General features: G+C 58.8%; 22 protein-coding genes. 17 read left to right on the top strand and 5 right to left on the bottom strand.

Annotated elements, in window-relative coordinates:
* Window positions 1–17 precede the first annotated feature (17 nt).
* Window positions 18–215: a hypothetical protein gene (locus VJ956_RS13260; RefSeq protein WP_324085518.1), complete on the top strand. Its 198-nt coding sequence runs from the start codon at window positions 18–20 to the stop codon at window positions 213–215.
* A 15-nt stretch (window positions 216–230) separates the two neighbouring features.
* On the opposite strand, the gene VJ956_RS13255 is transcribed toward VJ956_RS13260, so the two are convergent.
* Both VJ956_RS13255 and VJ956_RS13250 read right to left on the bottom strand, forming a co-directional pair.
* A complete protein-coding gene (locus VJ956_RS13255; RefSeq protein WP_324085517.1) occupies window positions 231–1127 on the bottom strand; it encodes an acyltransferase in 897 nt (298 codons plus the stop codon).
* 135 nt (window positions 1128–1262) lie between these two features.
* Window positions 1263–1937, bottom strand: a complete 675-nt coding sequence (locus VJ956_RS13250; RefSeq protein ID WP_324085516.1) for a haloacid dehalogenase type II — start codon at window positions 1935–1937, stop codon at window positions 1263–1265.
* A 130-nt stretch (window positions 1938–2067) separates the two neighbouring features.
* Here VJ956_RS13250 and VJ956_RS13245 point away from each other — a divergent pair, with 130 nt between their 5' ends.
* The 10 genes from VJ956_RS13245 to VJ956_RS13200 all read left to right on the top strand — a co-directional run bounded on the left by VJ956_RS13245 (window position 2068) and on the right by VJ956_RS13200 (window position 12149).
* Entirely contained in the window at window positions 2068–2970 is a 903-nt protein-coding gene (locus tag VJ956_RS13245; protein ID WP_324085515.1) for a LysR family transcriptional regulator, read from the top strand.
* A 116-nt stretch (window positions 2971–3086) separates the two neighbouring features.
* The gene (locus VJ956_RS13240) at window positions 3087–4292 is read left to right on the top strand and encodes a Bcr/CflA family multidrug efflux MFS transporter (RefSeq protein ID WP_324085514.1); all 1206 of its coding nucleotides are present in this window, start codon (window positions 3087–3089) and stop codon (window positions 4290–4292) included.
* A 92-nt stretch (window positions 4293–4384) separates the two neighbouring features.
* Complete coding sequence (gene tpx / locus VJ956_RS13235) at window positions 4385–4882, top strand: thiol peroxidase (protein ID WP_324085513.1); 498 nt, start codon at window positions 4385–4387, stop codon at window positions 4880–4882.
* A gap of 59 nt (window positions 4883–4941) precedes the next feature.
* Entirely contained in the window at window positions 4942–6225 is a 1284-nt protein-coding gene (locus VJ956_RS13230; protein ID WP_324085512.1) for an MATE family efflux transporter, read from the top strand.
* 100 nt (window positions 6226–6325) lie between these two features.
* Window positions 6326–9136, top strand: a complete 2811-nt coding sequence (locus VJ956_RS13225; protein WP_324085511.1) for a monovalent cation/H+ antiporter subunit A — start codon at window positions 6326–6328, stop codon at window positions 9134–9136.
* On the top strand, window positions 9136–9474 hold the full coding sequence (locus tag VJ956_RS13220; protein ID WP_324085510.1) for a Na+/H+ antiporter subunit C: 339 nt from the start codon (window positions 9136–9138) through the stop codon (window positions 9472–9474). Before VJ956_RS13225 ends, VJ956_RS13220 begins: the two co-directional genes overlap by 1 nt.
* Complete coding sequence (locus VJ956_RS13215) at window positions 9471–11048, top strand: monovalent cation/H+ antiporter subunit D (protein WP_324085509.1); 1578 nt, start codon at window positions 9471–9473, stop codon at window positions 11046–11048. The genes VJ956_RS13220 and VJ956_RS13215 overlap by 4 nt, the downstream gene beginning before the upstream one ends.
* Window positions 11045–11539 carry a Na+/H+ antiporter subunit E gene (locus VJ956_RS13210; protein ID WP_324085508.1) on the top strand — a complete coding sequence of 165 codons (495 nt, stop codon included), beginning with the start codon at window positions 11045–11047 and terminating at the stop codon, window positions 11537–11539. Before VJ956_RS13215 ends, VJ956_RS13210 begins: the two co-directional genes overlap by 4 nt.
* Complete coding sequence (locus tag VJ956_RS13205; protein WP_324085507.1) at window positions 11536–11805, top strand: K+/H+ antiporter subunit F; 270 nt, start codon at window positions 11536–11538, stop codon at window positions 11803–11805. Before VJ956_RS13210 ends, VJ956_RS13205 begins: the two co-directional genes overlap by 4 nt.
* Window positions 11802–12149, top strand: a complete 348-nt coding sequence (locus tag VJ956_RS13200) for a Na+/H+ antiporter subunit G (RefSeq protein ID WP_414674444.1) — start codon at window positions 11802–11804, stop codon at window positions 12147–12149. Before VJ956_RS13205 ends, VJ956_RS13200 begins: the two co-directional genes overlap by 4 nt.
* Here the strand turns inward: VJ956_RS13200 and VJ956_RS13195 are convergent.
* Complete coding sequence (locus VJ956_RS13195) at window positions 12143–12574, bottom strand: thioesterase family protein (RefSeq protein ID WP_324085506.1); 432 nt, start codon at window positions 12572–12574, stop codon at window positions 12143–12145. The genes VJ956_RS13200 and VJ956_RS13195 overlap by 7 nt on opposite strands.
* Window positions 12575–12675: 101 nt before the next feature.
* Here VJ956_RS13195 and VJ956_RS13190 point away from each other — a divergent pair, with 101 nt between their 5' ends.
* Together VJ956_RS13190 and VJ956_RS13185 are read left to right on the top strand one after the other, a co-directional pair.
* Entirely contained in the window at window positions 12676–14310 is a 1635-nt protein-coding gene (locus tag VJ956_RS13190) for an MBL fold metallo-hydrolase (RefSeq protein WP_324085505.1), read from the top strand.
* Between the two features lie 15 nt (window positions 14311–14325).
* The gene (locus VJ956_RS13185) at window positions 14326–15237 is read left to right on the top strand and encodes a DMT family transporter (protein ID WP_324085504.1); all 912 of its coding nucleotides are present in this window, start codon (window positions 14326–14328) and stop codon (window positions 15235–15237) included.
* On the opposite strand, the gene VJ956_RS13180 is transcribed toward VJ956_RS13185, so the two are convergent.
* Window positions 15234–16409: a PatB family C-S lyase gene (locus VJ956_RS13180; protein WP_324085503.1), complete on the bottom strand. Its 1176-nt coding sequence runs from the start codon at window positions 16407–16409 to the stop codon at window positions 15234–15236. The two genes, VJ956_RS13185 and VJ956_RS13180, sit on opposite strands and share 4 nt — an antisense overlap.
* A gap of 157 nt (window positions 16410–16566) precedes the next feature.
* On the opposite strand from VJ956_RS13180, the gene VJ956_RS13175 reads away from it, so the two are divergent.
* From VJ956_RS13175 to tsaA, 3 genes are all read left to right on the top strand, one after another.
* Window positions 16567–17454, top strand: coding sequence for an AEC family transporter (locus tag VJ956_RS13175; RefSeq protein WP_324085502.1), 888 nt, complete (start codon window positions 16567–16569; stop codon window positions 17452–17454).
* Window positions 17455–17624: 170 nt separating this feature from the next.
* Window positions 17625–20132 (top strand): acyl-CoA dehydrogenase, encoded by a 2508-nt coding sequence (locus VJ956_RS13170; protein WP_324085501.1) that lies wholly within the window; start codon window positions 17625–17627, stop codon window positions 20130–20132.
* Between the two features lie 15 nt (window positions 20133–20147).
* On the top strand, window positions 20148–20624 hold the full coding sequence (gene tsaA / locus VJ956_RS13165) for a tRNA (N6-threonylcarbamoyladenosine(37)-N6)-methyltransferase TrmO (protein WP_324085500.1): 477 nt from the start codon (window positions 20148–20150) through the stop codon (window positions 20622–20624).
* Between the two features lie 18 nt (window positions 20625–20642).
* On the opposite strand, the gene VJ956_RS13160 is transcribed toward tsaA, so the two are convergent.
* A complete protein-coding gene (locus tag VJ956_RS13160) occupies window positions 20643–21590 on the bottom strand; it encodes a LysR family transcriptional regulator (RefSeq protein ID WP_324085499.1) in 948 nt (315 codons plus the stop codon).
* 316 nt (window positions 21591–21906) lie between these two features.
* Here VJ956_RS13160 and VJ956_RS13155 point away from each other — a divergent pair.
* The coding region (locus VJ956_RS13155; RefSeq protein ID WP_324085498.1) for an EamA family transporter at window positions 21907–22283 on the top strand (377 nt) is incomplete at its 3' end.

Raw genomic sequence — 22283 nt, 5'->3', positions numbered from 1 at the left:
TGAGGAGGTGACTACGGATGCCTATCAGCCCGACAGAATTTCTCAAGAAGTACGGCTTTGAAGAGGAAGAAGAGGAGTCCGACCACAGCCTGCGTCACAATGCCATGGAGCACGCAAAACATCTGCGGCGCCCCCATGCCGGAACGCCCCACGACTGGGAAGAATGGGAACGTTACAAGAAAGAGCACCCGGACGAGGTCGAGGACGATGGCTGAACAGGGGGAAAACGGCTAGCTCTGCTCGAGCATGCGATCAAGGCGTTCATCCTTGGCCTTCCAGAGCTCCGCCAGCCAGTTCTTCACATTCCTGCGATGCTCGGCATCGGTGGCGTAATCCCGGCCTTTCAGATACTCGGGAATAGTGGCGGTATCAATCTCCACCTTCACTTCGCGGGTGCGTCCACACAGAAAATCCCAGAAACTGGGGGCACCGCCGGGATAGGCGATGGTCACATCCACCAGAGTCTCAATGGTATCTCCCATGGCATCCAGCACAAAGGCTGCGCCACCAGCCTTGGGGGTCAGAAGGTGGGTGTATTTCGATTTCTGCTGGTCGTGTTTGGCCTGGGTAAAGCGGGTGCCCTCCACGAAATTCATGATGCTGACCGGGGTATAGCGGAACTTCTCGCAGGCCTGGCGGGTGGCTTTGAGGTCTTCGCCGCGTTTTTCCGGATGCTTGATCAGGTATTCCCGGGAATAGCGCTTCATGAACGGAAAATCCAGCCCCCACCAGGCCAGACCAATCACCGGCACCCAGATCAGTTGCTGCTTCAGAAAGAACTTGAGAAACGGTGCCCGGCGGTTGAATACCCGCTGCATTGCGATGATGTCGACCCAGCTCTGGTGGTTACTCAGCACCAGGTACCAGCTTTTGCGTTTGAGTTTTTCCTCACCGCGCACAGTCCATCTGGTGCCATGGGTAAGCTTCATCCAGCCGGTGTTGCAGGCCACCCAGGACTCGGAAAGCCAGATGATCAGACGGGTACACAGAACCCGGAAACCCTGATGGGGAATAATCAGCTTGAAAATGGCCGGGATATAAAGCAATACACACCAGAACAAAGTGTTCAGCCCCAGCAGGATGGAGCTAATGACACCAATTAGCGGGGCGGGCAGAAAACTGAGCATGGGCATCCTGTTATTCTGGTTCTTGTTTCGTTAACCTCGCAGATTCAGTCTAGCAGAGGCACCCGGCGATTGTGCCACAGGTGAATACCTCAGGCTGCCCTACCATCGTCGATCCGATTTTTGCGGAAACCGGGCTCATGACAGCCCGGACAATACGCCACGGAGTTCTGACAGGCTGTTAATGACCGCCGACGGCTCGATACCCCAGTCCTCGTAAACCTTGTGCGGATCCCGCCGGACCCAGATCGCCATCAGACCGGCCGATCTTGCCCCGATCACATCCCAGGCATTACTCGACACCAGACACAGCGGCTGATCCATGGCACCCGTTGCCCGGCGGGCGTAGGCGTACACGGCCGGATCCGGTTTGAAACTCCTGATGTCATCCACCGAAACCAGCCCGTCAAACAGCGGCAGTAAATCATTGTGCCCCAGAACTTTGCACAGCGCTGACGGGGTGCCGTTGGAAAACGCAAACATAGGGTAAGCACCCTTCAGACCCTGCAACGCCGGCAGGGCATCGTCAAACGCAGGCAACTGCAGATATGCATTCATCAGTTCGTCTTCACGCTTTGCGCTGAGCGACAAGCCGTGGCTGGCCATGGCGTAACGCAGAGCCTGGCGGGTACAGACACCAAAATCCTCGTAGGCCCGCATCAGGCCCTTGCGAAAGGCAAATTCCAGCTGTTTTTCACGCCACTGGGCGCTGACTGACCGGGCCGCGTCGCCGGCATCGCTGGCCAGCAATCCGGCCATGCCCATGGGATCAACCAGAGTGCCATACACATCAAATGCCAGAGAGGGCTGCATTCGTCGTCTCCTTGCTATCATTCATTCGCTGTTGGTCCAGCGTAGCTCATATCGCCGACTGTATCGGACTTCGCCCAACCCATTGGCCAAAGCGCGGGACCTTCCCGGATACCGGTGTATACTGGCATTCATGAATCCCGTTGATGCATTTAATCTCGACACCCGCTCCCTGGCAACCTTTCTTGCCGTTCTGGATGAGGGCAGCGTTTCCCGTGCCGCCGTTCGTATGGGTGTCAGCCAATCCGCCGTCAGTCATACCCTGGACCGTCTGCGCCTTGCCCTGGGGGATGATCTGTTCGTGAAGTCCGGTCGCAGCATTGTCGCCACCCGTTATGCGGTTCAGGCCGGACCCCACATCCGCCAGATACTCGATGAGCTGAAATCCCTGCCATCCGGCCCGCCCTTTACCCCTGCCACCGCCGAATTCAGCTTCACCATCGCCGCCAACGATTACCAGCGCGATCTTCTATTACCGGGCCTGGCCAGCATTTTCCGCGAGCAGGCTCCGGGTATCCGGCTACAGGTGATTCCCTCCGGTATTCCCAGTGCCGACATGCTGCGCAAGGATGTCTGCGACCTGATTGTCTCACCCCATGCGCCCGCAACCACAGACATCATGCAACGGGGCCTGATGACCGATCACATGGCCGTATACTATGACCCCACCTGCCGCAGGGCCCCGGAAACCCTGGCAGACTATCTGACAGCGGATCATATCGGCATCCTCTTTGGCACCGGTGAGAAAACGGCGCTGGAAGACGCGCTTGCAGCCCGGGGCCTGAATCGCCGGACCGCGGTCACTGTCGCCAATTTCTCCGGTTTGCCCGCGTTCCTGCGAGGAACCGATATGCTGGCCACGGCCCCCGGCAAAATGCGTGACCAGCTGCTGAAAGGGTTTTCGTCAACCCCGCTGCCCTTCGACTACAAACCATTCACGCTGTTGATGCTATGGCACAAACGCCATCAGTCTGACCCGGCCCATCGCTGGATCCGGAATCAGTTAAACAGCGTGGCCGCGGGACTGAACCGCTAATTCATCTGTTTTATTCATACATTGTATGATCCAGACAGTCGTTATCTGTCCACCGGGTCGGCGTACACTTGGCTACTCAGTAAACCTCCGCTTTACCCACAGTTATCAGGAATAGAATGCTCGCGCTTACAAGTATCTGGACCACCGTATTACTGGCTGCCGCTGTTGCGCTCGGGCCTCTGGCAATCGATATGTACCTTCCGGCGCTGCCGCTGATGGCTGAAAGTCTTTCCGCCAGCGCGACGCAGATTCAACTGACCCTGAGCATCTACCTGACAGGCTTCGCCCTCGCCCAGCTGGTATGTGGCCCCCTGGCCGACCGTTTCGGACGCAAGCCCATCATGATTGGTGGCTTCCTGCTGTTTGCGCTCGCCAGCATCGGCTGCGCCCTGGCAGAAAGTATCGAAACCCTGATCCTCTGCCGGTTCTTGCAGGCGCTTGGCGGCTCCGCCGGGCCTGTGCTGGGTCGCGCCGCCGTCAGGGACATATACACTCCCCGTGAAGCCGCCCGGATCATGGCGATTCTTGCCAGCATCATGGCTCTGGCACCCGCCGTTGCGCCCACCATTGGCGGTTTCATGATGGTGAGTCTGGGCTGGCCGTCGCTGTTTCTCGCGCTGGGCGCCTACTCACTGCTGATGGCCCTGGTGGTGGCTTTTGGCATACCCGAGCCGATGAACCCGCAGCATCGCCAGTCACTGGCGATTGGCAGCCTGCTGCGAAATTATCGCAGGATCGGCTCAGACATCGGCTTTATCGGCTACACCCTGACCAATTCCCTGGCCTTTGCCGGACTGTTTGCATTTCTGTCCGGCTCATCGTTCGTGCTGATCGAATTTTTCGGGGTAAAACCGCAACATTTCGGCCTGTTTTTCGCCTGTGTCGTGGCTGGTTATATCGCCGGTAATCTCATGGCCATCAGGCTGGGCCGCAAACTGACACCGGATCAGATCCTGCTTCGCGGCCTGGTCGTCTCGGTAAGCGGCGGTGCCGTCATGAGCGGGCTGGCGCTGGAGGGCGTTAACACCGTATGGGCCGTTATTCTGCCGCAGATCGTATTCATCGCAGGAGTGGGCATGGTGCTGCCACAAACCATGGCTGGCGCCCTGGCCAGCTTTCCCGGCATGGCGGGTTCAGCATCAGCGCTGTTCGGATTTATCCAGATGGTGGTCGCGGCCATTGTCGGGGTGCTGGTGGGGTATTTCCACAACGGCACACCGGTGGTCATGGCCGTCATCATCGGTATCTGCGCAGTTTCGGCCCTTGCCAGCTATCTGCTGCTGGTGCGCAATCATGCAGCTGCAGAGTTTCAGACGGCATGACCAGCAGTTATTCCAGCCGTGAAAAAACATCCAAAACCGGCTAAAAGTAGTAAGCTGTATCATCAATCAATTGTCGAACGGAGGAGCACAAAATGGCCCAGGTAACTCGCGCTGGAAATCCGATGCAGGTCAGCGGCACTTTGCCCCGGCCCGGTGATCAGGCACCTGAATTTACCCTCACCAATCAGGGCATGGAAGAGGTCACCCTCGACACATGGGCGGGCAAGCGCAAAGTGCTGAACATTGTGCCGAGCCTGGACACACCCACCTGCGCCACTTCCACCCGCAAGTTCAATGAAAAGGCCAGCGGGCTCGAAAACACGGTGGTGCTGGTGATTGCCGCCGACCTTCCGTTTGCCATGAGCCGTTTTTGCGGCGCTGAAGGCCTGGAGAACGTGATCACCCTTTCAACATTCCGCAATTACAGCTTCCAGCAGGACTACGGCGTTGCCATCCAGGATGGCGCACTGGCAGGCCTCTGTGCCAGAGCGGTGGTGGTTCTGGACCAGAACAACAAGGTCATTCACAGTGAACTGGTACCCGACATCAAGGACGAGCCCGATTATGACGCAGCGCTGAACGCACTCTGACGGATTTGTCCGCCAGCGCCACCCCTTCCGACGCAGGCCTGGGCCGTCAGCTTTTTTCGATGACCTGGCCCATGCTGTTCGGTGTGCTTTCACTGATGACCTTTCAGCTGGTGGACAGCGCCTTTATCGGCCAGCTCGGTCGCGACCCGCTTGCCGCCCTCGGCTTTACGCTGCCGATGCAGCAACTGATTATCGGGCTTCAGGTGGGCCTGGGCATTGCCACCACCGCCATTATTTCCCGAACACTGGGCGCAGGTGACGTTCTCAGGGCCGAACGGCTGGGCGGGCTGGTGGTGCTGGTGGGCGCGGTGCTGGTGCTGGTGTTGTGTGTCGGGCTCTGGTTATCACAAGCCCTGATCATGACAATGCTGGGGGCCGAGCAAAGCCTGCTGCCACTGATCAGGAGCTACTGGATTCCCTGGCTGCTGTCGGCCTGGACCGGTGCCATGCTGTATTTCGGTTACAGCGTCTGCCGGTCTCACGGGGACACAAAATTACCGGGCTATCTGATGGTCGCCACCAGTGTGCTGAACATCGCGCTGGACCCTGTTTTCATTTTTGTCTTTGGCTGGGGGCTTCCGGGCGCTGCAATCGCCACGGTGTGCTCGTTTGCGCTTGGCTGTCTGTTTATCTTCCCGAAACTAAAGAAATCAGGTTGGCTGCGCTTCGACCTGACCCAACTGGCGCTGGCAAAAGCGTTTCGGCAGCTTGGGGCCATTACCGCACCGGCCATGGTCAGCCAGTTGATGCCACCGGCCTCTGCAATGCTGGCCACGGCGCTGGTGGCGGGTTTTGGTTCCGCCGCTGTGGCCGCCTGGGGCCTGGGTACGCGCCTTGAGTTTTTCTCCATCGTAGTGGTGCTGGCACTGACCATGTCGATGCCACCAATGATCGGGCGGCTGCTTGGTGCCGGCGAGATTGGACAGATCCGCCGACTGGTTCGGCTGGCGGTGCGGTTCGTGGTGCTATGGCAACTTGTCATCGGCCTGATATGGCTGGTGGCGTCCGGGCTGGTATCAGAACTTTTCACCAGCGACCGGGAAGTAAGGAATGTGCTTGGCACCTACCTTGTCAGGGTACCACTCAGCTACAGCGGGCTGGGTGTGTGCATGTTGATGGTATCCGTATGCAATGCCCTTGGGCTGGCAATGCGGGCGCTACTGGTATCGACAATGCGCCTGTTTTTATGCTTCCTGCCCTTGCTGTGGGTCGGTGCCCAGATAGCGGGAATCAGCGGGCTGATGACCGGGGCACTGGCAGGCAATCTGCTGGCAGGTATAATGGCGTACTCGTTTTATCGTCAAGGTGTTCGAAAGCTCGCCTGGCAATTTGCCCATTCTTGATTTATAAGACTGAGCAGGCTTTAAACATCAGTTTCACATACCGTTTTTGAATTAAGCTGAATCCGAAACAGAACTCACTCCTCACGGGTTGAACACCATTATGGACATGGGACTACTCATTTTTCTGCCCGTTTTAGGCGCGATTGCTTCATTTCTGGCAAGGCTGAAGCAGCCTGGCCCGGATTATGTGCCAACTCATGCGCTACTCGCGCTGATTGCCCCTGCCGTTTGCCTGTTGCTGCTTCTGGGCTACCTTCCCCGGATTCAGTCCGGTGAGGCCCTGGTCTACACCCTTTCCTGGATACCCGGCATCGGCCTCGACCTGGCGTTCCGGCTGGACGGACTCAGCTGGCTATTCGCCGTGCTGATTACCGGCATCGGCTGTCTGATCATTATTTACGCGCGATACTACTTTGCCGGCAAGGATACGGCAGGGCGCTTCTTTGTACTGATCCAACTGTTCATGACCGCCATGCTGGGCATTGTGCTATCGGAAAACCTGCTGTTCATGCTGGTGTTCTGGGAACTTACCAGCCTGGTGTCCTTCCTGCTGATCGGCTTCACCTGGACCAGTCGCGGTGCCCGTCGGGGCGCTCGCATGTCTCTGGTGATCACCGGCGGCGGTGGCCTGGCCCTGCTAGGGGGCATATTACTACTGGGGCAGATCGTTGGCAGTTACCAGATCACCGACATTCTGGCCGCCGCTGACACCATCACCAGCGACGACCGCTATCCTCTTACGCTGACGCTGATCCTGCTTGGCGCCTTCACCAAGTCCGCCCAGGCGCCCTTCCACCTCTGGCTACCCCACGCCATGGCGGCACCAACACCGGTGTCCGCCTACCTGCATTCGGCCACCATGGTGAAGGCCGGGCTCTTCCTGATGGCCCGCCTGCACCCTGCCATGGGCGATACCGAGCTGTGGTTCACGCTGATCACCATCACTGGCATGATTACCCTGATGGTTGGCGCTTTCGTGGCCATGTTCATGCACGACATCAAGGGCCTGCTTGCCTACTCCACCATTTCTCACCTGGGGCTGATCACCCTGCTGATCGGCATGGGCAGCGAAATGGCCATGGCCGCAGCGCTTTTCCATCTGGTTTGCCATGCCCTGTTCAAAGCGCCTCTGTTCATGATGGCCGGAATTGTTGACCAGACCACTGGCAGCAGGGATATGCGCAATATCAATGGCCTCTGGAAAACCATGCCGGCGCTGATGCTGATTACCATAATACCTGCCGCTGCCATGGCAGGCCTGCCACTGATGAGCGGCTACCTGAGCAAAAAGATGCTGTTCACGGAAAGTCTGCTGGTGAGCGCACCCGGCTGGGCCGAGACGCTGATTCCGGTCTGGGTCACCATTGCCGGGCTATTCTCGGTTGCCTATTCCGTGCGCATTTTCCATAACGTGTTCTTTAACGGGCAGCCAGTGAATCTTCCCCACTGGCCGCCGAAGAAAAAACCCGCAGGTATGCTGATACCGCTTCTGATTCTGGCCCTGGGATCACTTTTCGTGGGGCTTGCGCCACAGACCACCTACGACACACTGGTTCACCTGGCAGTCTCGGCCACCGCCCTGACCCAGTTACCTCTGTATGACTTTGCAGCTCTCGCTGAAGCCCGGGTACCGGCGATGATGAGCTTAGTGGCAATGGTCGGCGGGCTGCTTTTCTACCTTGCCCGCAACCCCCTGTTCGCCATTCACCGCCAATTGCCCGAGGTGGATGCCAAAAACATTTTCGAGCGGACTTTGCAAAACTGCATCCGGCTTGCCCAGATTCTGGTCCACCGGCTGGAAAACGGTTCGCTCCAGCGTTATCTGGCATTCATTCTGGTAGCGGCCATAGCGCCGGCGCTGTGGATGCTCATCGGTAACAGTGACTGGCGGGGGCCATCGGAACTGACGTCGGTTGATGCCATCGGCGTTTTCGGTGCCATCATCCTTTGCCTGTCCGCCATAGGGGTTGTGCTTTTTCACCATCAACGTTTGCCGGCCCTGCTTCTGCTGTCGGTGACGGGCCTTTTCGTCACTCTCGCGTTCGCCCGGTTTTCGGCTCCGGATCTGGCACTGACACAACTGTCAGTTGAGGTCATGGCCATAGTGATTATGATGCTGGCGCTGTCCTTCCTGCCCCAGACCTCTCCCAGAGAGTCCGGTGGGGGCCGGGTTATTCGTGATCTTAGCCTGGCCGGCCTGGCGGGGACCGGCGTTGCGCTCTTCGCCTACGCGGTACTGACCCGGCCCGCCGATACCATTTCCGGGTATTTCCTTGCCAACAGTGTTCCCGGAGGGGGCGGCACCAACGTGGTCAATGTGATTCTGGTGGATTTCCGGGGCTTCGATACCCTGGGTGAAATCACTGTGCTTGGCATCGCTGCTGTTGCAGTATTCGCATTCACCCGCGATCTGCACCTGAAACAGCGGGTAGCCAGTTCAGGCTCCCTGAAGGGGTTTGCAGAGCCGCACCCGGTAATCCTGCAGATGGTATCGCGCATGGTCCTGCCCATTGCGTTGCTGGTATCTGCCTATATTTTCCTGCGGGGTCACAATATGCCGGGAGGTGGCTTCATCGCCGGACTGGTGACTGCCGTTGCGCTGACTCTCCAGTATATGGCCGGCGGGCTGGCCTGGGCACAGGAGCGTATGCTGACGAGGTTCCGGCCATTGATCGGGGCGGGACTGCTGATCGCAACCGCCACCGGAATAGGCAGCTGGTTCACAGGTTACCCTTTCCTTACGTCCGCTTTCGCCCACATGGACTGGCCGATACTTGGCGAATTCGAATTGGCCACGGCACTGCTGTTTGACCTTGGCGTGTACACCACGGTTGTTGCGGCTACCCTGCTGATACTGGCGAACCTGGGCAAGCTGATGACGGTAGCCGGACCCGGCAAGGAGGCAGGCTGATGGAACTGGTCATTGCTATTAGCCTGGGGGTGCTGACCAGCACCGGGGTCTACCTGATTCTGCGGGCGCGCACCTTCTCGGTGGTGCTCGGGCTGACGCTGCTATCACACGGGGTGAACCTGTTCCTGTTCACCATGGGTCGGTTGACTACTGGTGCACCGCCATTGATCGGGCTGACGGAGTCCCATACCGACCCACTGCCCCAGGCATTGGTACTGACAGCGATTGTGATCAGCTTTGCGATGACGGCATTTGTAGTGGTCCTTGCGCTGAAAGCGGCGGTGGAGCTGCGCAGTGACCATGTGGATGGCGAAGATCCGAACGAGGACCGCCAATGAACCACCTGATGATCATGCCCATCGTGATTCCGCTGATCACCGGCGCCTTTCTGCTGTTGATGTATGGCTACAACATCGGTCGCCAGCGATTCCTGAGCGTTGCCTCTACCCTGCTGCTGGTGGTATTTGCCATCTGGGCGGTCATGCAGGCGGGCGTGCACGATTACACCCTGTACCACCTGGGCGACTGGCAGCCGCCTTTCGGGATTGTGCTGGTGCTGGACCGGCTGAGCGCCATTATGCTGCTGCTGACGGCCCTGTTGAGCCTGTTCTGTGTGCTGTATGCCAGCCGGGGATCGGATGAGGCGGGCTCCCATTTTCACGCCCTGTTACAGTTTCAGCTGATGGGTATCAATGGCGCTTTCCTCACTGGCGATCTGTTCAACCTGTTTGTGTTTTTCGAGGTACTGCTAATCGCCTCCTACGCGCTGCTGCTCCACGGCGGAGGCCGCGCCCGCAGCCGGGCGGGGCTGCACTACGTGATTATCAACCTGGTCGGTTCTGCGCTTTTTCTGCTGGCGCTGGGCATTCTATACGGCCTCACCGGTACCCTGAACATGGCCGATCTGGCACAGGTGATTGCCAATGCGCCAGCATCCGACCTGCCATTGCTGAAGGCAGCATCGCTGTTGCTGATGGTAGTATTCGGTATCAAGGCCGCCCTGCTGCCGCTGCTGTTCTGGCTGCCACGGGCCTACTCCGCCGCCAGCGCGCCGGTCGCTGCATTGTTCGCCATCATGACCAAGGTCGGCTTTTACGCCATGGTAAGGGTATTTCTGGTGGTATTCGGGCTGGATCAGGCGGCACCCGCCAATGACACCGTTATGGCCTGGCTCTGGCCCATGGCCCTGATAACCCTGACGCTGGGAGGCATCGGCGTGCTGGGCGCCTCCAGCCTGCGAACGCTCACCGCCTATATGGTCATCGTTTCCGTGGGCATATTATTAGCCACCCTCGCCATGAACAACCAGCACCTGCTGGCTGCAAGCCTGTTCTATCTGATACACACCACCTGCATGACAGCCGTGTTCTTTCTGCTTGCAGACCTGATCGGGCGCTACCGTGAAGCCGGCTATGACAGCTTTTCGATTATCTCTCCGCTGGCTCACCGTTGGCTACTGGGCAGCCTGTTTCTGATTGCCGCTGTCAGCATGGCAAGCCTGCCGCCCTTCAGTGGTTTCGTCAGTAAGGCCTGGATTCTGCAGACCTCTTCCCATCTGCCGGGTTACCTTTGGTTGTGGGCCACCATTCTCGGATCAGGGCTGTTGATTATCACCGCACTGAGCAGAACTGGCTCGGGCTGGTTCTGGCGACCTGGTGAGCGCACCCTCAAGGTAACACCACCCCTGGACAGGGGGCGCACGGCCACGGTAGCACTCATGATTGCCATCAGCCTGGCGCTCAGTCTGTTTGCCCAGCCAGTCATGAATTACCTGGAAGTGGCCGCCGAGCTTGTTTATCAGCCGGCAGGGTATGTCGATGCTGTACTGGGCGATTACATTCGCCATGATGGCGAGGTAAATAGCAGCGAGGTTAACAGCAGCAATGTGAATAGCGGGGAGGTGACGCAATGAGCCGTCGCAACTTCTGGCTGCCAAGGCCTCTTTTCTCACTCTTTCTGGCGGTGCTCTGGCTGCTGATGGCGAACAGTTTCTCCATGGCCCAGGTGCTGCTGGGGCTGGCCCTGGGCCTGTTCATTCCGTTTGTCACCCAGGCATTCTGGCCGGAACAGGCCCGGGTGCGCCATCCGCTGCCGCTACTGCGCTATTCGATGGTGTTAGTGATGGATGTTATCCACTCAAGTCTGACTGTGGCCCGCCTCATCATCTTCTACCCCAACCAGCTGACACCGAGCTTTGTTATCTTTCCGCTGGAACTGGATGACGACTTTGCCATTACTGTTCTGGCCAGCACTATTTCCCTGACGCCAGGCACCGTGTCTGCCCACTATGACAGTGACGCTGGCACTCTGCTGCTTCACGTTCTGCACCTGACCGACGAAGATGAACTGATCAGGAGCATCAAGGAACGCTACGAGCAGCCGCTGAAGGAGATCTTCCAATGATTGCTACCGTAATTCCCTTCGTGACCGGGGTTTTCTGTATAGCGGTACTGCTGAATCTTTACCGGCTGGCCATCGGGCCCGATATTGTCGATCGAATTCTTGCTCTGGACACGCTGATGATTAACAGTATTGCGCTGATCGTGCTGGCGGATATCCAGATGTCCCTGGGCGTTCTGTTTGAGGCCGCCCTGCTGATGGCCCTGATGGGGTTTATCGGTACCGTGGCCATGACCAAATACCTGTTAAGGGGAGATGTGATCGAATGAACGATTCGGAGATGCCCCTGTTACTGGAGCTGATCATTACCTTATTTCTGGTGGGCGGTGCCGTTGTGGCGCTGATTGGCTCCATTGGTCTGGCACAGCTGAAAGACTTCTATATGCGACTGCATGGCCCCACCAAAGCCAGCACGCTCGGCGTCGGCTGCATTCTGGTGGCGTCACTGCTGTATTTCAGTTACCTGAAGGACGGGGTGTCGGTGCAGGAGGCGCTGATCACGCTGTTCCTGTTCGTGACTGCCCCGGTCAGTGCCCACATGATGGCTAAAGCGGCGCTGCACCGGAAGCTCAAGTGTAGCGACCGGACCCGTACTGGGCCACCGGATCAATGACCGGCGAACCGTTCCCGGAAGCTTTCGGGCATGGGCACAACCTTTTTGTCCCGGTAGCTGAAGAAGACGAACCCGTATTTGGCCATGGCCACCGCCTGGCCGCTCTGTTCCCTGGTCACCCGGAAGACAAAATCGCCGCCGTATTTATTGAAATCCATCAGGCCCACTTCAAAACGAAGCATTTCCGGGAAGAAAGATTCAGACTCATACATGGTTGCCAGATCGGTGACAATAATGCCAACGCCATCCTTGCCGACTTCCTGAATACCGTAATTGACCAGAAACCGGGCGCGGGCTTCGGAGAGCATGGATATAAGGGCATCGTTGCCCAGGTGATTGGCGCCGTTGATATCTGTAATGCGCACCGCCATCCTGGCTTCAAAGTGGAAAACGTCGTCCGGAAATGACAGCTTGATACGGGCCAAGGTTGGCATCCTGTGTGGTAGCATGTTGTCGGGTGGCCAATAATACCCGGTTGCGTGTATACCTTCACCCGGAGTCTGATAAAAAAAGATACGGACAAATCATGGAAATTCGCCCTGCGGCAACGCTGGTTCTGACCAGAGATACCCCCGAAGGTCTGCAGGTCCTGCTTTTGCAACGGACCTGGGATGCGGTATTCCTGCCGGGATATTACGTTTTCCCGGGCGGCGGTGTTGATACCGGTGAAGCACTGGGCCGCCCACATGCGCTGGGCCCGGGAGATGCCGAAATCAGTCAGACCATGAGCCTGGATGAAGGCGGTGCGGACTATATGCTGGCGGCGGTGCGGGAATGCTTTGAGGAAGCGGGCATCCTGTTGGCGCAAACAGCTGACGGCAAAAACATAACCGCCGACCACCCGGTACATCGGGAACGCGATGCCCTGTTTCAGGGTAAGACTTCTTTCGCCGAACTTTGCCGCCAGCACGGACTGACCATTCCCCTGGACCAGCTTGCCTATCTCTGCCACTGGACCACACCGCCCGGGCCGCCGCGGCGTTTTGATACCCGGTTCTTCATCGCGCCCGCGCCGACAGGCCAGGCCGCCAGCCATGACGGTACCGAGACCATTGATCACATCTGGCTGACCCCCGCTGAAGCCCTGGAGGATCACCGTGCCGGGCGGCGGCTGCTGGGCCTGCCAACGGTGCAGACCTTGCGCCTGCTGAATGACTTCGATACCACCGAAACGGCCATGCGCTATGCCCATGCCAATCCACCGGCGCCAGCGCCGAGCAAGCCATGGCCCGCCATCCGGAAAGGCGGCCCGGTTGAACTCGAGCCCGGCGCCCCGGCCTATGACGAGGCCGCGAAGCTGGATCCTGAAGCGGAAGGCACTACCCGGGCAGAGATAATTCCGGGTGAACCGGTGGAAATTGCCGCCGGGGTGGTCAGGCTGACGGCACCCAATCCCGGCATGATGACCGGCCCCGGCACCAATACCTACATTCTGGGGCAGGAGCGTTTTACCGTACTCGACCCGGGCCCGGACCATCCGGGCCATATAGAGCGGCTACTGGAACTGACCGGGGGCATTATTGACCAGGTGCTCGTGACCCATACCCATCCGGACCACTCGCCAGCAGTCGCGACACTGAAGGCAAAAACCGGTTGCCGGGTTTTCGGTCTGAAAGCGCCGGAACACCCGGGTCAGGACCAGACGTTCTGTCCCGACGATGAGCCCGGACATGGCGACCTGATCGTGACCGAGGCGGGCATTCTCAAAACCATCCATACCCCGGGCCATGCCTCCAACCACGTGTGTTTCGCGCTGGTCGATCAACAGCTGCTGTTCTCCGGTGATCACATCATGCAGGGCTCGACGGTGGTCATAAATCCGCCGGACGGCGACATGAAAGCCTACATTGAGTCACTTTACGAACTTCTCGCCGAACCCGTCGAGTTCATCGCCCCCGCCCACGGTTTCCTTATGGGACAGCCCGGTGTGGTGATTGATTACCTGATCACGCACAGGCTCTCCAGAGAACACAAGATTGAGAAAATACTTCAGGCTATAGGCCCCGCAGACCTGAAGACGATTACCGCCCGGGCCTATGACGACGTACCCCGGCCACTCCACCGGGTGGCTTCAAGGTCTGCACTGGCGCACCTGCTGAAACTCGAAGCCGACCGGAAAGCCGCGAAAAAGGGTGAAAACTGGGTTGTTTCTTCGCGATAAACCCGAGGAGCTGGTGTGTCTTCCGAAACCCGCAAATCGTTGTGGCTGGCCTATACCGGTCTGGTTCTGACCCCACTGTTCTGGGCAGGAAACGCCGTCGTCGCCAAGGGTGCGGTGGGACAGATTCCGCCCATGTCCATGTCGTTCTGGCGCTGGGTCATTGCCCTGGCCATTCTGCTGCCGTTCGGGCTGCCCGGCGTTCTGCGCCAGCGGGCCGTTATTCGCCAGCACTGGCGCTCTATTCTGGCATTGGCGACGTTCAGCGTGGCCGCGTTCAATTCATTGCTCTATCTGGCGGCGGTGACCACCTCGGCGATCAACATTGCGCTGATCAACGCCACCATTCCGATCATGGTGGCCCTGCTGGCCTGGCTGCTTCTGGGCGACCGCACACGGCCTCTGCAGGCTCTGGGTATCGGGCTGGCGATTATCGGCATAGTCACGGTGGTAGCCAGGGGCGACCTTTCGGTGCTTACCGGGCTACAGGCTCAGCCCGGCGACCTGCTGATGGTGCTGGCAGTATCCAGCTGGGGGCTTTTCTCGGTATTGCTCCGGCGACAGGCAGTGCCACTGCCAACCCTGACTTTTCTGACGGTGCAGATCGCCACCGGGGCGATGGTTATTTTCCCATTCTATCTGGCCGACCTGCTTTTCATTTCCGGGGGCTTCGAGCTCAACCGTTCGACCGTCCTGCCAATGCTGTATTTCGCCATTTTCCCCGGCATCCTCGCCTATGGTTTCTGGAACCACGGCGTGCACCGGATTGGCCCGGCGAAGGCGGCGATTTTCATGTACCTGACGCCGGTGTTTGCCTCGGTGCTGGCCGGCATTTTCCTCGGTGAGCGCCTGGGTCCGCCCCATCTGCTCGGCGGCGGGCTGATCCTGGCCGGGCTCTTGCTGGCTACCCGTTCGCGGAAAGTCCATTAGCGCCGCCCGAGGGCCTGGCGAATCTGCTCCAGAGCGGTTTCGAGAATGGCCCGGGGGCAGGCAAGGTTAAGACGCATGAAACCGCTGCCCTGCTGACCAAAGCTGATGCCCGGATTCATGCCCACCCCGGCCTGGTGAACAAAGAACGCCTTGAGTTCCCTGTCACTCATACCCAGTCCGCGGCAGTCCAGCCATACCAGGTAACAGCCCTCCGGCTCAAAGGCCCGGATGCCCGGCAGGTCAGAGTTCACTGTCTGAACCACAAAGTCCCGGTTGTGCTGCAGGTATGCAAGCAATTCATCCAGCCAGGGCCCGCCATGGCGATAACCGGCTTCAAATCCGGTCATGCTGAACGGATTGCATTGCAGCATGTGCATGGAGTCGAAAACGGTCTTAAGCGCCCTGCGGTGCTCCGGGTTCGGCACCACCAACGCCGACAGCCCGAGTCCCGGCAGATTGAAGGTTTTGCTGGGAGCGACGGTGGTGACCAGGGCATCCTGATCCGATACCAGACGGCCCAGCATCTGGTGCGGCTGTTTGTCCGGGAACACCAGGTCACAGTGAATTTCGTCTGACACCACCATCAGTGCGTGGCGCCGGGCAATGTCCAGTACCGCAACCAGCTCTTCCCGGTTCCAGACGCGGCCCACCGGATTGTGCGGGGAACAAAGCTGGAGAATCCTCGCATCCTCGCGGGCGGCGCAGGCGTCCAGGTGCTCCAGATCCATACGGTACCCGCCCCGATCTTCAACCAGCGGGTTCTCGATAACCTGACGTCCGGTTTTGCGGATAGCATTAAAAAATGGCGGATACACCGGCGGCTGGATAATAATGCCGTCGCCGGGAGCAGAAAACGCCATGGCCGCGGCGTGCAGCGAGGGCACGACACCGGGAACCAGCAGTATCGACTCCCGCTCAATGCGCCACCCGTGGCGAGCGGCGTACCAGCCAATCATGGCCTCATAGACACTGTCCGGATACAGGGTGTAACCGTAGGCCGGGTGCCGGGCTCTCGCTGTCAGGGCGTCTACTACTGGCTGCGGTGCGGCAAAATCCATATCCGCCACCCAGAGGGGAATCACGTCGTTACGGCCAAACACCGCCTGCCGGGCATCGTATTTAACCGCGCCGGTATTCTCCCGGGGCAGCGGTTGGTCAAATTTGCTGGACACAGTTGGCCTCCGCAAAAAAGTTTGAATTAGCCGGCTGCTATTCTGTGGCGCATAGGCCTTTGGTCGCAAGTATTCGCGTTTTCGCTTGCCCGCCGCCTTCCTTTCTTGCGACCCTGACGGTTTGTTCGTGCTGTCGATACCTGAGCCAGAGCCTTCCATGATTACCCAGATTCTGTCCACTCTTCTGCCGGTGTTCCTCGTTGCCGGCTGCGGCGCACTCTATGGCCGCTACCGCACTCCGGACATCAGGGGCCTGAACGTGCTCAACATGGAGCTGTTCGTGCCCATGCTGGTATTTGCGGTACTGGCTGACAAGGAGGCCCCGCTGCAGGACTATGCCGGACTGGCGCTGGCGGCAACGGTTGTGGTCCTGGGCTCAGGAGTCGTCCTGTATCCGCTGGCCCGGGTCCTGAAGCTGAATCTGAAAACCTTCCTGCCGCCGATGATGTTCAATAACTCCGGCAATATGGGCCTGCCGTTGCTGGTGCTGGCTTTCGGTGAGCAGGCGCTGCCGGCAGCCGTAGTACTGTTTATCGTCGAAATGCTGCTACATTTCTCTTTCGGGCTTCACATGCTGGACCCACATACCTCCATTCTGAGGCGCCTGCGGCTGCCGATTGTGTTTGCCAGTATTGCCGGGCTTGCCGTTAATTTCAGCGGTATTGCGCTTCCCGGCGCGTTACTGGAAACCCTGAACATGCTGGGGGGAGTCTGTATTCCGCTGATGCTGTTTGCCCTCGGGGTGAGAATGCTCGACGTGGATTTCAGCGACTGGAAGCTGGGGCTTCTGGGTGCCATCGCCTGCCCCGCCAGCGGCCTGATCCTAGCCTGGCCAATGATTGCGATAATGGATCTGCCCGGCCTGCAGGTCGCCAGCCTGTGGGTGTTTGCGGCCCTGCCACCGGCGGTGCTGAATTACATGTTGGCTGAGCAGTACCAGCAGGAACCACACAAGGTCGCCTCGCTGGTACTGATCGGTAACCTGGGAAGTCTGGTCGTCATGCCCCTGGTGCTGGGAATGGTGTTTGCGGCGGGCTATGTCTGAACGCTTCCGGGACAAAACACGCCCGCAGCCGCGCGCAATTGCCCGGTCATTGCGGCGAGATCGCCACTGGTGCCTGCCACCCGAGCGGATGCCTTGCAACTGTCCCGACTTTGACAGATGGTAGATAGAGTTTTCTGGCTAATGGCAACATTGATACGGAGGTCTGTCACATGAGCGTTCTTTTGCTGCTGATCAGTGCCCTGGTGCTGATCTATCTGGGTATAGGCGGCACTACGGCTGCTGGCGTGCTTGTTCTGGCAACCATTATCGGGCTGTTTCAGGACGGCTGGCACCTGCTCAGCATCCTGTTCGGCGGCGGTTTGCTGGCATTAAGCCTGGCGCTGCTGTTCCCGGGGGAGTTTCGAAAAAACAGGCTGAGTGCGCCACTTCTCGGATGGGTACGGGGACGGCTTCCCCACTTGTCTGCCACCGAAGAAGAAGCTCTGCGCTCCGGTTCCGTGGACTGGGACGGCGAGCTGTTTTCCGGTCAGCCGCAGTGGTCAGCGCTGCTGTACGCCCGTCCTGCCCATCTCAGCAGCGAGGAGCAGGCCTTTCTGGATGGCCCGGTCGAAAAGCTCTGCGGCATGCTCGACGACTGGAAGATCACCCACGAAGGCTACGATCTGCCCGCCAAGGTCTGGCAATTCATTCGGGAAAACGGCTTCTTCGGACTGATGATTCCCAACAATCAGGGCGGCAAGGGCTTTTCCCACACGGCGCATTCAGAGGTCGTGATGAAGATCTCGACCCGCAGTGTATCTGCAGCCGTGACCGTCATGGTGCCCAACTCTCTCGGACCCGGTGAGTTGCTGATGGAATATGGCACCGACGAGCAGAAACAGTATTACCTGCCGAGACTGGCAGGGGGTGAAGAAATCCCCTGCTTCGCGCTGACCTCTCCTGTAGCCGGTTCTGATGCGGGTGCTATTCCGGACAAGGGCATTGTTTGCCGGGGCCAATGGAACGGCGAGGAAGTGCTGGGCCTGAAGGTTACCTGGAACAAGCGCTACATTACCCTGGCACCGGTAGCCACGCTGATCGGTCTGGCGATCAAGGTGTACGACCCGGACCGGCTGCTGGGGGACAGTGACGATATTGGCGTCACCTGTGTGATGGTGCCCAAAGATGTGGAGGGCGTACACGCCGGTGCACGGCACCTGCCCATGAATACCGTGTTCATGAACGGGCCTACCTGGGGCAACGACGTGTTTATCCCCATGGACCAGGTGATTGGTGGCCAGGACATGCTTGGCAAAGGCTGGAAGATGCTGCTGGAATGTCTGTCCATCGGCCGCTCCATTTCGCTTCCGGCACTAGGCACAGGCGCTGGCAAAGCCGCCAGCCTGGCGACCGGTTCCTATACGCTTACCCGCGAACAGTTTGGCCGTTCCATCAGCCAGTTCGAAGGGGTACAGGAAGCACTGGAACCCATAGCCGGCTATACCTACATGATGGACGCCGCCCGGCTGCTGACCGCCGGCATGCTCGACCGTGGCGTTCGACCGTCGGTGCCCTCGGCGCTGCTGAAATACCGCAACACCGACCTGATGCGCAACGTGATCAATCATTCCATGGACGTGGTGGCAGGCCGTGGCGTGATCACCGGTCCCCGCAACTTCCTGGCCCGGGTCTATCAGGCCGTGCCTATTGGCATTACGGTTGAAGGTGCGAACATTCTGACCCGCAGCCTGATGGTGTTCGGCCAGGGTGCAATTCGCTGCCATCCATTCATTGTCGAAGAAATCAAAGCCGCAGGCATGGAGGACAAGGAAGCAGCCGTTGAGAAGTTCGACGGCATCTTCTATCGCCACATCGTCCACACCACCCGCAACGCCCTGCGCTCATTCGTACTGGCGCTGACCGGCGGATTGCTGGAACCGGTGCCCCGCGACGGCAACATCCAGCCATACTACCGTCAGCTGGCCCGTTTCTCTGCGGCTTTTGCACTGATGACAGATGTCACGTTACTTTCTGTGGGCGGTGGCCTGAAAGCGCGACAGCGGCTGTCTGGCCGCATGGCCGACTGCCTGGTGCACCTGTATTACGCAACAGCGGTAATCAAGCAATGGCACGAAGAGGGCTACCCGGACAACCAGCGCCCGCTGGTAGACTGGTGCCTGCAGACCAGTTTGCGGGATCTGAAAGTTACCATGCGTGAGCTGATCATAAACTTTCCGGTGCCAGTGCTGCGGTGGCCGCTGCGGATTCTGGTGTTCCCGCTGGGCGCCACCGGCCTGAACGGCCCGGACGATAAACTGGGCGCACTGGTAGCCAACAGTATTGTCGAAGATACGCCGCTGCGACAGCGCATCAGTCGAGGCTGCTACATCAATAGCGACCCCGACGATTCTCTCGGCCGGGTGCTGAATGCCTACCGGCTGGCCAATGAAACCCAGGAAATGCGTGATCGCCTGCACGAGGCGATGCGCAACCGTGATGAAGACGAACTGGGGGGCATTGACCTGCTGATGGGGCATCAGCGCAAAGAGCTGGTGGACTGGGCGTGTGAGCAGGGCGTCGTGAAGAAAGAGGAATGCGACAAGCTGCTTGAGGCCCTGGAAGCGCTTTACGATGTCATCCGTGTGGATGCGTTTGACGCCGATGGCCTGAAGGCGCTGTCACGGTGCGCCAAGGGCAAACGCAAAGTCGTGGAGCGTCCACCGAGGGAAGAAGACTGAACGGAGGCTCACACCGTGACCGATGAGGAAACACTTCGCACTAACGAGCAAGCCGTCGAACCCGGGCCTGCCCCGGATGCCGGCCTGCGCTTCATTGGCTCCATCCGCACGCCCTGGACCGATCGCCGGCACTGCCCTCGCCAGGGCCGCTTTGACGGCCCCGAGTGCCAGCTGGTTCTGGATCCTGTCTGGCACGAAGGTCTTGCGGGGCTCGAAGACTATGACACCATAGAGGTGCTCTACTGGCTGGACCAGAGCCGCCGCGACCTGATCCGGCAAAGCCCCGGAAACGACGGCCAGACCTTCGGTACCTTTGCCCTGCGATCGCCGGTTCGGCCCAATCCGATTGGCACGTCCATGGTCAAACTGGTGCGTATAGAAAACGGTACGCTGATTGTGCGCGGCCTGGACTGTCTGGATGGCACCCCGCTGCTGGACATCAAACCGGACCGCTGCGCTTTCAGCCCGAAAGCGCCACCCAAGCCGAACTGACAAGCCATCGTAGCGCCCTCAGGATGCCCGCAACCGACTCCTGATGGCCTCATCCACCAGCCAGTGTCGCAAGGTCTGGATGCCCCGCTCCTGCCGCCGGCTCGTTTTCCATGCAAAGTAAAAACTGTCACCCGTCATGACCGAATGACAGGGCAAGCGGACAAAATCTCCGGAATCTTTTGGCGTGCTCAGCATGTAATCGTTGGTCAGCGCGATTCCCTGGTGGAACCGTGCGGCCTCGAGCGCCAGTAACATGTGGCTGAAGTGCTGTATCCGCACTGTGCCCGGAATCTTCTGGTCCACACCGTGATACCATGCCTCCCAGTCACCGGCTGCTTTATCAAAAATGCTGTGGGTCGACAACAAAGGAAATTCTGACACCTCATCAGTCGATAACTCCGGCTCATCCCGTCCCTCAAATTCTGAATCCCGCCTCAGTTCCCGGCGCATACGCTGCCAGTAATCCTGGCTACACACCGGAAACAGCCGCTCGGTATACAGCAACTCATAACTGAAAGCCGGTGACGTGGGTTTGATGGTAATAAAACAATCGGCCACCCGGTCTGACAGCAGCGGATTCTCACTGCTCATCTCCAACGATAAATCCAGTTGCGGGTGCTGCCGCTGAAGGTCCGGCAACCGGGGCACCAGCCACCGCACCGCAAACGAGCTGAACGCAGAGAGCCGCAACCGGGATTCCTCATGCCCCAGCAACTGCTCACTGACCCGCTCAATCTGCAACAACGCCGACCCGACGCCATCCAGATACTGCCGGCCCTCATCAGTCAGCGTGAGGGTACGGCCACTGCGCCAGAACAGCCGCTCACCAAGATAGGTTTCCAGCTGCTTGATCTGATGACTGATCGCACTCTGGCTCACCGCCAGCTCTTCCGCAGCCAGCGAAAAGCTGTTCAGACGGGCAACGGCTTCAAATACGGGAAGTGATTTCAGCGGCGGCAGTTTCATTATCTATTTTTCTAATACCAGTAGTTAATAGATCATTTTATCGGATACTAGCATACCACTAGAATGCTCACACGAGTTAAGGGAGCCCTGCGTAACAACCCTTGCAGAACTGTGCGGAGCCAAGGATGGCGGAGCCCAAGCTTCACATGGGTGAGGCCAAGCGATTATGAAGCGAAGCTTCGTGCGACAGCCGAACGACCGCAATCTGTGATTGCGGGCTGGACCCCGCAGCGGTGCCGAAGGAGCATGTTTTGCAAGGGTTGTTACGCCGGGCCAATGCTCCCAAGGGGGAGGAAAGTAAGTAAGGGGTAAAACCATGGCAGGAAAAACAGTCAACAGCGCAATCTTATTGCTGATCATCGGCAACGCCATGGCCATAGTTTCTGATGTGTTTATCAAACTGCTGGAGCCCGGCGCGCCAATATTCCAGTTTGCCTTCCTGCGCTCCATCCTGACCCTGTTCATGCTCATGCCGCTGGCTGGCAAACTGAACCGGAAGCACCTTTTCGAAGGCTTCAGAATCCACGCCATCCGCGCTCACATCCATCTGGCGGGCATGCTGTGCATGGTCATCGCCCTGGGCAACCTGCCCCTGGCAACTGCCAATGCCGTGTTCTACGCCGCCCCCATACTGGTGATGGTGCTGGCGGCCCTGGTGTTTGGTGAGCGGCTAACGCCAATGAGCGTCACCGC

It is taken from the genome of Marinobacter sp., assembly GCF_035268745.1.
In the GTDB taxonomy this organism is placed as follows: Bacteria; Pseudomonadota; Gammaproteobacteria; order Pseudomonadales; family Oleiphilaceae; genus Marinobacter.
The sequence above is the reverse complement of the archived record's forward strand: the minus strand, read 5'-3'. Positions and strand labels throughout refer to the sequence as shown.

What these genes read in the sequence shown, in the direction of transcription:
- VJ956_RS13260 (WP_324085518.1), top strand. Translation starts at nt 18, where the DNA reads ATGCCTATCAGCCCGACAGAATTTCTCAAGAAGTACGGCTTTGAAGAG.
- VJ956_RS13255 (WP_324085517.1), bottom strand. Translation starts at nt 1,127, where the DNA reads ATGCTCAGTTTTCTGCCCGCCCCGCTAATTGGTGTCATTAGCTCCATC.
- VJ956_RS13250 (WP_324085516.1), bottom strand. Translation starts at nt 1,937, where the DNA reads ATGCAGCCCTCTCTGGCATTTGATGTGTATGGCACTCTGGTTGATCCC.
- VJ956_RS13245 (WP_324085515.1), top strand. Translation starts at nt 2,068, where the DNA reads ATGAATCCCGTTGATGCATTTAATCTCGACACCCGCTCCCTGGCAACC.
- VJ956_RS13240 (WP_324085514.1), top strand. Translation starts at nt 3,087, where the DNA reads ATGCTCGCGCTTACAAGTATCTGGACCACCGTATTACTGGCTGCCGCT.
- tpx (WP_324085513.1), top strand. Translation starts at nt 4,385, where the DNA reads ATGGCCCAGGTAACTCGCGCTGGAAATCCGATGCAGGTCAGCGGCACT.
- VJ956_RS13230 (WP_324085512.1), top strand. Translation starts at nt 4,942, where the DNA reads ATGACCTGGCCCATGCTGTTCGGTGTGCTTTCACTGATGACCTTTCAG.
- VJ956_RS13225 (WP_324085511.1), top strand. Translation starts at nt 6,326, where the DNA reads ATGGACATGGGACTACTCATTTTTCTGCCCGTTTTAGGCGCGATTGCT.
- VJ956_RS13220 (WP_324085510.1), top strand. Translation starts at nt 9,136, where the DNA reads ATGGAACTGGTCATTGCTATTAGCCTGGGGGTGCTGACCAGCACCGGG.
- VJ956_RS13215 (WP_324085509.1), top strand. Translation starts at nt 9,471, where the DNA reads ATGAACCACCTGATGATCATGCCCATCGTGATTCCGCTGATCACCGGC.
- VJ956_RS13210 (WP_324085508.1), top strand. Translation starts at nt 11,045, where the DNA reads ATGAGCCGTCGCAACTTCTGGCTGCCAAGGCCTCTTTTCTCACTCTTT.
- VJ956_RS13205 (WP_324085507.1), top strand. Translation starts at nt 11,536, where the DNA reads ATGATTGCTACCGTAATTCCCTTCGTGACCGGGGTTTTCTGTATAGCG.
- VJ956_RS13200 (WP_414674444.1), top strand. Translation starts at nt 11,802, where the DNA reads ATGAACGATTCGGAGATGCCCCTGTTACTGGAGCTGATCATTACCTTA.
- VJ956_RS13190 (WP_324085505.1), top strand. Translation starts at nt 12,676, where the DNA reads ATGGAAATTCGCCCTGCGGCAACGCTGGTTCTGACCAGAGATACCCCC.
- VJ956_RS13175 (WP_324085502.1), top strand. Translation starts at nt 16,567, where the DNA reads ATGATTACCCAGATTCTGTCCACTCTTCTGCCGGTGTTCCTCGTTGCC.
- VJ956_RS13170 (WP_324085501.1), top strand. Translation starts at nt 17,625, where the DNA reads ATGAGCGTTCTTTTGCTGCTGATCAGTGCCCTGGTGCTGATCTATCTG.
- VJ956_RS13160 (WP_324085499.1), bottom strand. Translation starts at nt 21,590, where the DNA reads ATGAAACTGCCGCCGCTGAAATCACTTCCCGTATTTGAAGCCGTTGCC.